This window comes from Coprococcus sp. AF99-45 (assembly GCF_027663865.1).
Classification (GTDB): Bacteria; Bacillota; Clostridia; order Lachnospirales; family Lachnospiraceae; genus Allocoprococcus; species Allocoprococcus comes.
The window spans coordinates 38,810-52,050 of record NZ_JAQDGZ010000016.1 but is presented as its reverse complement, the minus strand read 5'-3'; the positions used below and the strand labels follow the sequence as shown (position 1 = coordinate 52,050).

At 43.6% G+C, this 13,241-nt stretch carries 14 protein-coding genes; all 14 read right to left on the bottom strand.

All coding sequences use genetic code 11. The annotated features are described in order from the left end of the window. Positions 1–4 precede the first annotated feature (4 nt). On the bottom strand, positions 5–1,402 hold the full coding sequence (gene scfB, locus PGR14_RS11540) for a thioether cross-link-forming SCIFF peptide maturase (RefSeq protein WP_117834288.1): 1,398 nt from the start codon (positions 1,400–1,402) through the stop codon (positions 5–7). A gap of 115 nt (positions 1,403–1,517) precedes the next feature. Next, a complete protein-coding gene (scfA, locus tag PGR14_RS11535) occupies positions 1,518–1,661 on the bottom strand; it encodes a six-cysteine ranthipeptide SCIFF (protein ID WP_008369659.1) in 144 nt (47 codons plus the stop codon). Positions 1,662–1,768: 107 nt separating this feature from the next. Further along, positions 1,769–2,587, bottom strand: a complete 819-nt coding sequence (locus tag PGR14_RS11530) for a TPM domain-containing protein (RefSeq protein ID WP_173685105.1) — start codon at positions 2,585–2,587, stop codon at positions 1,769–1,771. 11 nt (positions 2,588–2,598) lie between these two features. Beyond that, positions 2,599–3,693, bottom strand: coding sequence for a hypothetical protein (locus PGR14_RS11525; protein WP_173685106.1), 1,095 nt, complete (start codon positions 3,691–3,693; stop codon positions 2,599–2,601). A gap of 161 nt (positions 3,694–3,854) precedes the next feature. After that, on the bottom strand, positions 3,855–5,162 hold the full coding sequence (locus PGR14_RS11520) for a zinc ribbon domain-containing protein (RefSeq protein WP_270223432.1): 1,308 nt from the start codon (positions 5,160–5,162) through the stop codon (positions 3,855–3,857). 37 nt (positions 5,163–5,199) lie between these two features. Beyond that, on the bottom strand, positions 5,200–5,664 hold the full coding sequence (locus PGR14_RS11515; protein ID WP_195509963.1) for a hypothetical protein: 465 nt from the start codon (positions 5,662–5,664) through the stop codon (positions 5,200–5,202). A 20-nt stretch (positions 5,665–5,684) separates the two neighbouring features. Beyond that, on the bottom strand, positions 5,685–6,167 hold the full coding sequence (locus PGR14_RS11510; RefSeq protein WP_270223428.1) for a DUF3592 domain-containing protein: 483 nt from the start codon (positions 6,165–6,167) through the stop codon (positions 5,685–5,687). 23 nt (positions 6,168–6,190) lie between these two features. Continuing rightward, positions 6,191–7,639, bottom strand: coding sequence for an SPFH domain-containing protein (locus tag PGR14_RS11505; RefSeq protein ID WP_270223426.1), 1,449 nt, complete (start codon positions 7,637–7,639; stop codon positions 6,191–6,193). Positions 7,640–7,708: 69 nt separating this feature from the next. Continuing rightward, positions 7,709–8,650, bottom strand: coding sequence for a hypothetical protein (locus PGR14_RS11500; protein WP_270223424.1), 942 nt, complete (start codon positions 8,648–8,650; stop codon positions 7,709–7,711). A gap of 242 nt (positions 8,651–8,892) precedes the next feature. Beyond that, on the bottom strand, positions 8,893–9,276 hold the full coding sequence (locus PGR14_RS11495) for a hypothetical protein (RefSeq protein ID WP_118218000.1): 384 nt from the start codon (positions 9,274–9,276) through the stop codon (positions 8,893–8,895). Positions 9,277–9,468: 192 nt separating this feature from the next. Beyond that, complete coding sequence (locus PGR14_RS11490) at positions 9,469–10,110, bottom strand: response regulator transcription factor (protein WP_055156765.1); 642 nt, start codon at positions 10,108–10,110, stop codon at positions 9,469–9,471. Positions 10,111–10,124: 14 nt separating this feature from the next. Continuing rightward, positions 10,125–11,069 (bottom strand): sensor histidine kinase, encoded by a 945-nt coding sequence (locus tag PGR14_RS11485; RefSeq protein WP_177999375.1) that lies wholly within the window; start codon positions 11,067–11,069, stop codon positions 10,125–10,127. After that, entirely contained in the window at positions 11,062–12,726 is a 1,665-nt protein-coding gene (locus tag PGR14_RS11480) for a histidine kinase N-terminal 7TM domain-containing protein (protein ID WP_270223453.1), read from the bottom strand. The genes PGR14_RS11485 and PGR14_RS11480 overlap by 8 nt, the downstream gene beginning before the upstream one ends. Positions 12,727–12,843: 117 nt before the next feature. Continuing rightward, a complete protein-coding gene (locus PGR14_RS11475; RefSeq protein ID WP_008369690.1) occupies positions 12,844–13,215 on the bottom strand; it encodes a TIGR04086 family membrane protein in 372 nt (123 codons plus the stop codon). Between the last annotated feature and the right edge of the window lie 26 nt (positions 13,216–13,241).

Below are 13,241 nucleotides of genomic sequence, written 5' to 3'. Positions count from 1 at the left end.
TTTCTTAGTTTTCGTCTGCCATTGCAGCCTTTATCATAATCGCGCATTCTACGCGCTTACGTTCCATCTCACAGCCCAGATCATAAGAATCATTTAATCCGTCTGCATACTTGTATGCGTTTGCCATACACCCGCCACTGCAGTAGAATCTTGCAAAACATTTCTTGCATTTTTCTTTGGTATATACATTGCAGCAACGGAACTCATCTGCGATCTCCGGTCTTGTAATTCCTTCGTTTACATTTCCCATCAGGAAATTTTCATCACCTACAAACTGATGACACGGATAGAAATCTCCCCATGGTGTAACAGCAAGGTATTCTGTTCCCGAACCACATCCGGACAGACGTTTGTACAGACAAGGTCCTCCTTCCAGGTCGATCATAAAGTGGAAGAAATTGAATCCTTCTCCCTTTTTGTCTTTCTCAATGATATATCTTGCAAGCTTGTCATACTCATCAAAGATCTGCGGAAGATCTTCTTCACGGATTGCATACGGATCAGATTCATCCCCGACAACCGGTTCGATCGACATCTGCTTGAAGCCAAGCTCTGCAAAATGCTTTACATCCTCTGAAAAATCCAGATTGTTTCTGGTAAATGTTCCGCGGATATAGTAGCGCTCCTGATTACGTGAATCAGCAAGCTTCTGGAACTTTGGAACGATCAGATCATAGCTTCCCTTTCCGTTTCTGAAAGGACGCATTCTGTCATTGACTTCCTTACGTCCGTCAAGGCTGATGACCACGTTATCCATCTCTTTATTGATAAACTCCTGAATCTCATCATTCAGAAGCACTCCGTTCGTAGTTACTGTAAAGCGGAAATGCTTATCATGAAGCTTTTCCTGCTCTCTTCCGTATGCCACCAGGTCTTTTACAACCTGCCAGTTCATAAGTGGCTCCCCGCCAAAGAAATCAACTTCCAGATTCCTTCTTGTTCCGGAATTGGCGATCAGGAAATCCAGGGCTTTCTTACCAACTTCATAAGTCATAAGCGCTCTTCTTCCGTGATACTCTCCTTCTTCTGCAAAACAGTATTTGCAGGCAAGATTGCAGTCGTGTGCGATATGCAGGCAGAGTGCCTTCACAACCGTCTTACGCTTGATAACCTCCCCGATAAAAGGTTCATATGTATCAACAACAAAAAGCTGTCCGTTTGCAGTCAGCTCTGTCACATCATCCAATATATCTCTGAGTTCTTCTTCGGAATATTTCCCTTCCAGCTCATCTTTCAGCTGGTTCCATGTACTTTCTTCTTTCAGCGTCTGCACTGTCTGATTCTCGTTCATACGGTTCAGACATGCAATAACTTCGTACCCCGGCTCGTCCACTACATGAACGCATCCGCTGTTGACATCAAGTACAATATTATATCCATTGTTCTGGTACTGATGAATCACAACCGGTACCCCTTTCTATCCTTATTTTTCAAATTTTTCCTCATACGTCAAATGACAGCGGCTTTAAAGCCGCTGCCTGCTTGTCATACTTATTCACTACACTTACAAATATCTCTTATTTGCTGTGTTCGCAAGTCTGATTTCCTACTGTACAAGAAGTCTTGCATGCTGACTGACAGGATGTCTGGCATTCTCCGCATCCGCCCTTCTTTACTGTATTGTTCAGAGTCTGTGTATTCAATGTTTTAATGTGTTTCATTGTAATATCCTCCTTCTTTGCTCATTATGTGATACAGTATAGCACATTTTCCAACTTACCGTCAACGCAAAAATCCAATCTAAAACAAATGACAGGAGGTATTTTCCCTAGAATTTGCTGCCTCCGCCACCGTGGGTTCTTCCTGATGAAGAAGTATGTGTACTGCTGCCGCCGGAAGAGCTCTTCTTTTCTTTCGCCGTTTTCGAAGTCGTTTCATAAAGGAACATATCTCTGCTTTCTGTAATATCCAGACTATCGTCTTTTACATAGCTGCCTGCCGCTGACTGGAAACGCACTGTTTTAAGCTGTGCCTTCATCCTGCCGACAATGATAAGTGACAGAGCAACTCCTACCCCAAGGGAGATCAAAATCCAGATTGGGGATAATGGCTCCTTTGGAAGACTTTTCCTGTCATACGGCTTTCCGTTTCTTGCCTGTGTAATGAATTCGTCACACAGCTCTGAAAAAGTCTGAAATGCCGAAAAATAATTTCCATCCTTCAGATCACTCGTCATTTCTTTTGAAATGTATTTGATCCCTGCATCGGTAAAAGCTGTGATTCCGTAACCACAGGTTGAAATATAACAGTCATTCTCTTCTCCCAGACTAATGAGAAGAAGGATTCCATCCTTATCCTGTCCATATCCGAAGTTTCCGTAATCATAAATATCATCGGCGTATTCTTGCACCGTTTTTTCATCCAGCGTATTTGTTGTCACAACGACAACATCCATTTTCTGTCGGATACTCAGTTCATCAAGTATGTCATTTAATTTTGCTTCCTCACTATCCGTCATAAGTCCCGCCATGTCCTGCACACGACAATAATCATTTGCAAATCCTTCTGCATCTTCGGCTGAAACCGAAAACGTCATCCCCAGGCAAAGGGCCAGAACAAGCAGAAGTGATATTATTTTCTTTTTCATTCCGTCACCCCCTAAAACAGTCCGAGAAAGTGCAGAAGTGTTGCTGCACCGTAGGTTACTGCCGTGAACGTGGTCGCCAGCATCAGTGTCCAACGAGTTGCTGCCGCCTTATCTACCGGCAGGTCGCCGACGAATTTTCCGGTCTGTCCGTTCATTGCAAATGTATATTTGTTACCATTCCATGTGGTATTTAAAAGCCACACCGGATATAAAGCATACTTGGCTTTTCCGCCATGGAACTGTACACTGGTATTTTCAGCTACTACAGTATCGTAACCAATGACTGTTTCGGCAAATGCCTGCTCCGTAGATTTTTTCACACGCTCATTCGCCCGGTCAATGCTTTCTTCTGCAGTCACATCATACTTATCTGCCAGGTAACCGGCAAGATAAGCCGTCTGGAAATCCACTGCCTCCCCACAGTTAAACGGTTCGATGGATTCCATCAGATCATCCGCCATTTTTGTAGAACCGTCTACCGGAACGTATTCAAATCCAACACTTCCGCCTCTGTGCACCATATAATAACTGGTCTGGGTATAATTGTAATCACTGTCACTCCAAGTACGGATCTTGGTTGCCTTATAACGGACCTTAGCGTCTACATCGGTATCAAATAGCCAGAACGGTACATAGACTCCTTTGATCTCGTCAATATGATTCTGATCCTTAAAAATCTTCGGCAGAAGACGTTTTCCTGTAAGATGCTTCATGAGCCCTTCTTTTGCTGCTTTTTTATCCAGTTTAAACGGAATGACCAGATCCGGTTTCAGGGAGCCGGAGAATTGTCCCATCATAACGATTGGATTATCACAGAATGGGCAGGATGTTGCCGCTGTATTTGCGTCACCTACAATTTCTCCTCCACAGGATTTACACACATAAGTACGCAGACCATCCGTTTCTCCTTCTCCCCATTCACCGCCTGCTGCGGTTTCCCATTCCATGCTGTCTGTTTCTTCGTCCTGCAGTTCGGCATCATATCCCTTCAATGCGTCCATTTCGAACTCTGTGTCGCAATACGGACACTTCATCTTCTGGATCGTACTGTCAAAGGCTATCGCACCGCCACAGCAGGGACATTTATATTCCTGCAAGCCTGCCATAAAAATCCTCCTCTCTTAATGCGCCTGTCGATCAAATTCCGCAAGTGCTTCGTCCGCTCTCCGGATCCATTCTGTACGGTCTCCGTAGATTGCACATTTGTTTGCCATAATTCATCCTCTTTTCAGCCAATACCGGATTTCCGGACATTTTCTTTTCTTGTTTATGATTCTCCTGTTGCTTTTATGACCCATTTGGCATTGTCTACCTGGAAGCTATAACCACAGAAGGAACAACAATTGTGTTCATCCGGTATGAAATTGGCTCCACAGGATGGGCAATCTTTTTCCTTGAAAAATGCTCCGTCCGTCTTCCTTTTTTCTGGATATCTCGCCCTCTGCAAAACGAGTGTCGTTTTTGTTTTCTTTGTATACGGTTTTCCACTCTCAGGCAGGTAGGTTTCACTTCCATATGCCGTAGCGGTGATTTCTGTTGTTTTGTCTGTATTTATAACATTTTTAAGTATGATCGATCCGATTCCATAATCCATCAGATCCGGCTTGTTTACATCCTTATAAAGTGCATCATTGATGCAGGATCTCAGATAATTTTCCGAGTATCTGACGATCTCCTTCGGCAGCTTTTCCTGTTTCTCTTCCTTGGATTGAAAAATTTTCGCAATTCCCAGAAGTATAAGCAGTGTAGCAATTACACCTATAGTAAGAGAAATATCCGTGTCTTTGATCAGGTAAAGGCACAAGGTCAGGCACAGGAACATGATGCCCGAGTAAGCAAACAATAATAGTCCGTATTGCATGTTCGCACCCATTTTCTCATAAATTTCGAATACCTCTGTCTGCCAGTCGTAGAATTCACTTTGTATCACACCGCCACAATATGGACAGATAACTTGCTGACTGCTCAGTTCCACCTCAGCTCCACAGGATGGACAGAGGATCGTCCCTTTATCGGAATAAAATTCCTTGTTCTTACCCTGACGGTCAGAATGGCGGATATGCCTTGACTGAAGAATCCGAAGGTAACTGTTTTTCCGATAGATCTGATGCACTGTCTTACCAGCTTGAGGAGAAATAAGACGTTCCAAAGAGCTACATTGCAGGATAGACTCCCTCCACTCCCGTCCGTCATCATTCCATCTTTTGAAATTATTTTTCGGAAGTGGTACAACGTCCGTCACCTGGATATCTCGGCAAAGCTTACGCTTTCCCAGCAGTTCCACCTGATGAACCATCTTTCTGCGAAATGTAAGATCCATTCTCTTTGGAAGATAACCCTTATCTGCTTTTCCAAGTGGAAGTAATACATTTTCAAAGGAATCCTTGATGTCCTTCTGAAGCCTTGCCCCTTGCAACGGTGTTTCACGCTTTGCAAGAATTCTTTTCATTTTTGCTTTTTTCAAATTCTTTGGCATAAACTGTTCAAAGTCTATGTCAATGATTTTCTCAGCAATGGCAAACGCACAGATTATGGTAGCTGCAAACGCAAACAGCATCGCCTCTGACAATCCCATATTTATCCCTCCTCATCTATCATTCTATCTGGTTGACCTATTGTTCCTCTTGTTCCTTCTCTTTGCTCTTACCAAATATTTCATAGATTAGGAATATGGAGATAATGATTCCCGCCGGGATCATCATAACGGAGGTAATGTTATCACCTATATCGCCTGTGTAAAGCTTGTATTCTCCATTCAAAGCCCGGTAAGCCTTCTCTGTCACTTCATCCCCCCGAGATATATCTCTGGAAAATACATCTTTTCCTATATAGGTTTTTCCATCCACTTCAAAGGACAGAATTGCGTGATACTTTACATCTTCATCGCCATTTTCATAGGTCTTAACACTTATCTGATAATCTTTTACAACGGCGGTTACCTGACGAGCATCGGAAGATAGTTTATATTCTATACTGGAAAAAATATGAGTAACTCCATATACAACGAGCCCAATCGAACCAATCAGTAAGAATACACATATCACCTTATTTTGTGCTTTATCTGAAAGTACCTTCACGCAACCCCCTCCTTCCATACTTACAGTCTTCTACCTTCTTTTTCTTCCCGGTGATACTTGATAAGATCTTTACTTAATCCAATGAAACCAATGAGACCTAGCGGAATCATTGCAGCAAATGCAAAGAAGTAAATCGGAGTTGGTCCCGGTTCCAGTTTATATTTTCCTTTTGAGTTCCGGTAAACGGTAATCAGTACAGTATCTCCTCTCCTTATTTCTTTATTGCGAAATTCAAAATCATCATATGTTGTTCCATCGATTTCATAAGTAAACCTTACTTTATATTCTTCTTTTCGGTCTCCCTGATCGTCTTTTTCATGCGTTTGTTCACAACTGTAAACGGTTGCATGAAGCGTTCGAACATCCGTGGAATTCTTAAACTCACTGCTTTCATGCTTCGTATATATCATGCCGCCGATTCCTGCGATAATAATGAAGATACTTAAAATCAAAGCACCGATTGTGTCCTTATGATCCTCTTTTTCTGATGGGAGTCTAAACATAGAATTCCCTCCTCTCCCGCGAATTACTGTCTGTCGTTCTCGTCAAAGATGTCGCCACATTCTGGGCAGAATTTTGGTGGGTGTGTCGGGTCTTCCGGTTCCCATCCACATTTGTCACAACGGTAAAGCAGTGCATCTTCCGGTTTCTTTGCTCCACAGTTCTGGCAGAATTTTCCTTTATTCACTGAACCGCAAGAACAGGTCCATCCTTCTTCCTCTACCGGTTTTGGTGATCCGCATTCCGGACAGAACTTACCGGTTGCTGTGGCTCCGCATTTACATTTCCATGCACCCGGTGCCGGCTGTGGTTCCGGTTTCTTGCTTCCGCATTCCGGACAGAACTTGCCGGTAACAAAGTTTCCGCAGCTGCACTTCCATCCCTCTGCCTGCGGTGCCTGCTGCTGAACGGCCTGTTGTGCTGCCTGCTGCGCTGCCATCTGCTGTGCCTGCTGCTCCTGCTGTTGCTGACCCATTGCAAATAAATTCTGTGCGTTCATACCGCCGCCCTGATTCATTGCCATACCCATGCCCATGAAGCCTGTCATTGCACCGGCCTGATTACCGGCTGCAGTCTTCATTGCATCAGCCTGTGCTCCGACCAGCGTTGCTGCTGCCATTGTAGGATCGCGCATGATTGCTGTACGCTGAGCCTGTTTTATAAGTTCTGCATCTTCATCCGGAAGTGTCACAGACCCAAGTGCAATACTTACAACCTTCAGTCCGCGAAGTGCACCCCATTTTTCTGAGAGTGCCGTATTCATCGCATTTTCAAGATCTGTATTATGTGTCACGATCTGATTCGGACGAAGCTCCAGTTCAGACAAATGTCCGAATGCCGGCTGAAGAGCAGAGATAAACTCTGTCTTAAGAGTAGCATCCAGTTCCTCTCTGGAATATTCCTGCTCCACATTTCCGCAAACATTAGAGTAGAACAAAAGCGGATCGGCAATCTTGTAAGAATAGACACCTGAACAGCGGATCGATACGTCGATATCAAGTCCGATCTTGGAATCCACAACACGGAACGGAACCGGATTCGGCGTTCCGAAGCGATTTTCCAGAATCTCCTTGGTATTAAAATAATAGATTCTCTGATCCTTTCCGGTATCTCCTCCGTAAGTAAAACGTTTTCCTACGGTTTTAAAGGTTTCTTTGATACTCTCTCCAAGGCTGCCTGCAAAAATAGACGGTTCGGAAGAAGTATCATAAGTAAATTCTCCCGGTTCTGCACAGACTTCTACGATCTTGCCCTGTTCTACGATGATCATACACTGTCCGTCTGCTACAGCAATTCCAGAGCCGTTCGAGATAATATTGTCATTTCCTTTGGTGTTCGCTGAACGTCCGGTGACACGTTTTTGTCCTTTTGTAACGAGTACCTCCTTTGGCATCGATTCACAGTAGAAAAATTCCTTCCATTGATCTGCAAAAGTACCTCCAAGAGCACCCATACCTGCTTTAATAAGTCCCATAATATTTTCTCCTTTCCTTTTTGAAATGATCTTCCTCTATGTTATCCGGTTACACCGGAAGAACACGGTTTAATATGCGACATTCCATGTGTCTGTAAAAACATCATAAATATAAATGAGATTATCACAAACGCCGTAAAGCTGTTCCTGCACAAACTGTTCTCCATTATCAGTTCCTAATACAAAAAGCATACAGCTGCCTCCATTTATGATCTCTGATTCTCCTGTATACATAAGCTTCATTCCATTTTCCAGTCCCTGTCTGACCTCTCCATACTCCAGCAGGATCTCTGTTGCGATTTCAACCGAACGTTCATCCGGTGTTTCCTCATAGACTGAGAAATCATATACTCCGGCAAGTTCCGCCAGATGGCCGTCCATTAATGAAATCGACGGGTGGAAATCTATAGCACCGCCACCATCTGTCACCGAAACCAGTACATTGGAATAGATCTCACTGAAATTACAACGTAGCACAAGCGCCTCTCCCGGTTTTCCTTCAAATAACGGATGACTCTTATCATCTGCATATTCACCATTTTCCGTGATATCAGAAGGATAAACGGTCACTCTGCCTTTTTCATTTGGCGGAACGATGGCATACAGCTCCTGCCCATCCGTCATGTAACAGGCTGCTTCTGACAAAAACGGATACTCTTTTGTTAAATGATGAAATTCCAGGTAAAATGAAAGATCTGTCCTTGTAAATTCACTGTCCACATACCCGAAAAGTGCAACCCCTGCACCGCAGCTGTTTTGATTGATCTGTTTTTTGAGAAGTGACAGTTCCGTATCTTCCGTCTCGACGATTTCTGTCTTCCCCGGCTCTTCTTTTTCCTTCTCTTTTTCTTCCTTCTTCTCTTCTTTTTTATCGTCCTGCACTTTCACAAGACCGCTTTTATTCTCGCCTTCCACAGGCTTTTGCGGACTGCTCTTATGAGGCAGTCTGCATCCGCATAATAAGCCGGCCTGCAGGATTATCAAACAAAACAGTAATGATATTTTCTTCATATTACATTTCTCCTTGTAAAGACTGAACCTTTTTTCTTTCTCCAAAACGGCAAGCATCTATTTGCCGTTTTGGAGAAAGGGCTTTCCTGATCAGAAAGTCGCTTTCTTAGGTATGTCTATTTTCTTCTGTGGGAAACGGTTGTTAATCCCATAAAAGCAAGAGCAGCTGCAAGAATCATTGTAGTCCAGATAACCATCAGGCTGTCGTTACCGGTCTTCTTCTCGGTGGTTCTTCCATTTCCTTACATCGCATAAATCTGATCCATCAGATATTCAGCAGTCATGGATCCATAGAAGAACTGGTCGATAAGACCGTTTTTCTTCGCATCCCGAATGTCTTTTGCCGCCTGTTTTTCTGTATTGGAATCCACGATGAAAGCAATTTTACAGTCAGGACACACCCTCTTTACTTCATCCCGAAGCTTCATTCTTTCACAAATCTTCCACGGAGTATAGCCCGTCACCTCCATGATAAGAACAAACGGTTTATAAAGCTTACAAAGTTCAACCGTATCTTTTGGAGACTCCGTACGGACTACATCAATCTCATAATCCGATTTTTTGAAGGCAGTCGCTACGGAATCCGCAAACAGAAAATTCTGCATATCAACCACTATTTTTCGCATCGAACCATCCTCCTTTCTTTCAGCGATATATCCGATGTGTCTGCTACATTTCTTTTTTCTTTAGTCTAACAGAGAAAAATAGCTCTGTCTGTCCTCATAAATGTGGACAAATAAGCATTTTACACAAAAAAATCGCTCTACCTAATAAAAAGCAGAGCAATTTTCACATCTAAATCCTATTTTATTTTCTTCTTATACGTCGAGCTGACTACTCGGTACGACCAGACGTTTGCTTACCGCCGCAACCATCAGGCGATTGCGGTTTGTGTATCCTGTTTTCTCTAACATCCGGTTGATATAGGTACGAACCGATGATTCTGCCACATGAAGCTTAGCCGCAATCTCGGCATTCGTCTTCCCTTCACACAACAAACGTAAGGTTTCCATTTCCTGATCGGAAAGGTCACAGGAAAGTGCTTTTCCAAGCTGCACAGCCGGCACCTTGTCCGGCCAGAAATTTTTACCTGCAAGTGTCCCTTCGATCACGCTAATAAGATCACCGGAAGGAGAATCCTTATACCAGAAGCTGTCCGCTCCTATTTTCCTTGCACGATCCAAAAATCGTCCTTCTAACATGGAGGTCACCATTACGATCTTGATCCGTGGATAGTATTTTTTGATTGCTTCAGCCGCATCTAATCCATCCGAATCATTTTCTGTACAAATATCCATCACCACTAGGTCAATATGCCCCTCACCACATCTCTGCAATGCTGCATCTGCCCGGGTCAGGGCAGATGCCACTTCACATTCTGTGCTTTTTTCTATGCAAGAGCACAAATACTTACGGGCAAGCATCTGATCTTCAACAATTAGTATTTTTTTCACTTTCATTCCTCCCTAACGTGTTAAATCTTAGGAATTTCTATTACCAGAGCAAACTCCGGAAAACTCTGTACGAGCATCCTTCCGCCTTCCGTTTCAATCCGGTGACGCAGATTGGTAAGTCCTCCACCTTCCCGGATTTCTCTTTCCGGAGGCTGTCCGTTGTTATAGATCATCACGGTATAGCCGGTTTCATTTTCAAAAACATTTGCCTCCAGTTCTGTCGCTCTCGCATATTGAAGGGCATTATTCAGACATACCTGCATAGCAGCATACATCATCTCTGCTGCTTTTCCCGGTGGTTCCTTTCCTTCTATCTGCACAAGGACACCACTGCTTCTTGCACTGGCAAACAATTTCTCTTTTTCTGATAAATGTTCGACCTCCCGAAAAACAATATTCTTCTCCCATTCCCGCAGAACTGTTTCCACATCGATCCCGCCGAAATCTCCGGAAAGATACTGCTTCATTACAATAATACTGGCTGCAAGATTATCATGCATAGCAGATTTTGCCGTCAAAAGTTCTTTCTCCCGGGCAATCTTCTCCACATTTTCAGATAACCTTTGCAGATGTTCTTCATCCTCGGCAAGCTTCTTATTTTCCACAAAAAGCAGTCCGAGCACATGGCACAATTCCGTAACATCCGCAGCTGTAAGCTGGATATAGGTTTCTCCATATCGATCCGTTACTTCTGTTTTCTCAAACTGCCATATGGTATTATCCGGAAAACGATAGGTACCCTCCATATTCGAAAGCTGCAGAATTCCTTCCGGTGGGGTCGCAAGTGCCCGCTCAACTTCACCGAGATACTGCATATCACTTTCAAATAAATAATGACTCAGACGATACATCTGCCTGTTGCAAAGAACAATACTTCCTCTGCTGTCAAAAAAGCAGATCGCCGTAGGAAGCTGGTCAAATCCTTCCTTGATACGATTAAACCCAAAGCGCCTCAACCTACGCATTATCCTCTCCTCCTATTGCTGTACGTATCAGCCACAATCCATCCTCCCTGTCGGCCGTTACCTCAGAAGAGATAATTGGGGACAAATCAGCCGCACATTCTACAGACAGATTCATTTCCTGATCGGACACGGAAATAAACAGCGAATGCAGCTCATTTATCGTCATTTCCGTTACCGTTTTTAGCAGTTCGAACAAACGCACAACCTCTTTTGATGCTATCGGTTTTGTGGTTAAATAGACCGCACCGCATTCAATTTTGCAGGAATTCATTGCTCGTACCAGTTCATCGATCGTCAGCCTGAGTTCCTGCTGTGGAAGCTTTTCGTATTCCTGAGAAAGAAAATACAGATTCGCACTTCGCTTGATATAAGTACCGAGCAACAGAATCTCTTTCATACACGCCTGCATTACCTCAGGCTTTGCATTCTTACACTGTTCAAGAAGTTCCTTTATCCTCCTCGTCTGGGTTTTGTGTTTTTCTTCCAGTTCATCATAAATACGGTTCTTTTCCGTTAGTTCGTATAGCTCCTTCTGCACAAGATAAGCATCCTTTAATTTCTTTTTGTTATTCTCTCTTTTTCTTTTATTCTCATCAAGCTGCTTGCGAAGCTTGGTAAGGTGCTGCAAGTTATCTCCCCAGATGACAAAACCATCTTTAATCGGTGCCGAAGAGATGCGCATTCCATCCGGATAAACGATACTCTCCCCATCTTTTGGACATACCATATCCTCTCCTGCTGTGCGGGAACGAAGCAAAATCCGCCCATTTTGATCTGCAATGCAGGAGGCAAGCGTTGTCGCCTCATATAACTCGACATACCCTGTGTTTGACTGTATCATACGGCAATGGATACAGCTTTCGTATATTGCAGCATAAAAGAGACAAAACATTACATTCATGTCTCCAAAAACATCACGGATGACCTGAAATCCCAAAAGATAAAGTGCTCCATACAAGAGCATCACGCAGCTCAAAACAAAAGGCATCATTCTCCGCTTTCCAATACTTGGAAGCCTTGTTTTTTTCAGCAGCTGAAATACTGAAAAAAATACACAGCCTATCGTCCATCCAACACTCACAAAATAAAGCGGACGATGGAAAAAGACTTTGTTATCCGGCACCCCCGGAATTCCGCTCGCAAACGAAAATACTTGCTGGTGGAAATCATTTGTGATAACAGCCAGAAACAATGCTGTCGGAATCAGCGATAACAACCAGCTTTTTCTGGAAAGCTGATAATCTTCGGATTTTCCCAGAAAAATTGCAGTATATGCACCAAGCAGCGGAATAAAAAGAATCGGCAGGTAATAAAGATACCACAAATAACGTGCCACGGTCAGATCTGTAACCACCTCATATTTCAAAGTACGCAAAGTCAACCAGATAAGCATCAGAACATCCATCAAGCGAAGACAGTGCAGCACCGGTTTCTGAATAATCCGCTGATCCAGAGAATACCCCCACAAGACAAATAATAATAAATACAATGCGGCACGCACATAGCTTGGATAGTTCCCTCCTATATCAAACCATGCCAGCAGCCGGCAGGAATATGCTGCTATGACTATCGCAAAAACAAAAAACATCAAATAAAGCTGTCTGGTGTTCCTTTTCACGAGTTCCTCCCTCTTGCCCGGCTCATCACCTCCGGGCATTTTTATCACCTATAGTATAAGCTTCCTTTTGGCGCAACTGCTTCCTCCGGATTAAAAAATAAAAGTATAGCCCATATCCCTTGATACCGTCAACGCAAAAATTACATCTCCGCCCCTTCAGGACACCATACCACCGAGCATTCCGCCTGCCCCGCAGAGGATCCAGGCGATCATCATCTGCATTCCACCCTGCACGCTCCGGTAGATCCCTGCTGAAATTGCAAGCAGTAGCAGAAAATAGAGCATTCCAAGCATAAATCCCCTCAGGAATTTCCTTGTCTTCCCCATTTTTCCCATGGCAAATCCACCGGCAAATGTGGAAATTATGTAAACCGCAAGGATCCCGATCCGGACTGTTTTCTCGCTTAAGTCAAACTTATACAGTCCAAAGGACAGCCCGAGCAGCATCAGCATCGTAAGAAAGTAAGAAAGCATCAGTGCTTTCACAAGTCTTGTAAAACAGATATTTCCAAACAGCTTTTTTTCCATAAGAACCCCTCCTGTCCTTTTATACT

Excerpts from the sequence above, each read along its gene's own strand:
- PGR14_RS11480 (WP_270223453.1), bottom strand. The coding sequence starts at position 12,726 with ATGCCCGGAGGTGATGAGCCGGGCAAGAGGGAGGAACTCGTGAAAAGG.
- PGR14_RS11505 (WP_270223426.1), bottom strand. The coding sequence starts at position 7,639 with ATGGGACTTATTAAAGCAGGTATGGGTGCTCTTGGAGGTACTTTTGCA.
- PGR14_RS11500 (WP_270223424.1), bottom strand. The coding sequence starts at position 8,650 with ATGAAGAAAATATCATTACTGTTTTGTTTGATAATCCTGCAGGCCGGC.
- PGR14_RS11510 (WP_270223428.1), bottom strand. The coding sequence starts at position 6,167 with ATGTTTAGACTCCCATCAGAAAAAGAGGATCATAAGGACACAATCGGT.
- PGR14_RS11520 (WP_270223432.1), bottom strand. The coding sequence starts at position 5,162 with ATGGGATTGTCAGAGGCGATGCTGTTTGCGTTTGCAGCTACCATAATC.
- PGR14_RS11495 (WP_118218000.1), bottom strand. The coding sequence starts at position 9,276 with ATGCGAAAAATAGTGGTTGATATGCAGAATTTTCTGTTTGCGGATTCC.
- PGR14_RS11530 (WP_173685105.1), bottom strand. The coding sequence starts at position 2,587 with ATGAAAAAGAAAATAATATCACTTCTGCTTGTTCTGGCCCTTTGCCTG.
- PGR14_RS11525 (WP_173685106.1), bottom strand. The coding sequence starts at position 3,693 with ATGGCAGGCTTGCAGGAATATAAATGTCCCTGCTGTGGCGGTGCGATA.
- scfA (WP_008369659.1), bottom strand. The coding sequence starts at position 1,661 with ATGAAACACATTAAAACATTGAATACACAGACTCTGAACAATACAGTA.
- PGR14_RS11490 (WP_055156765.1), bottom strand. The coding sequence starts at position 10,110 with ATGAAAGTGAAAAAAATACTAATTGTTGAAGATCAGATGCTTGCCCGT.
- PGR14_RS11485 (WP_177999375.1), bottom strand. The coding sequence starts at position 11,069 with ATGCGTAGGTTGAGGCGCTTTGGGTTTAATCGTATCAAGGAAGGATTT.
- PGR14_RS11475 (WP_008369690.1), bottom strand. The coding sequence starts at position 13,215 with ATGGAAAAAAAGCTGTTTGGAAATATCTGTTTTACAAGACTTGTGAAA.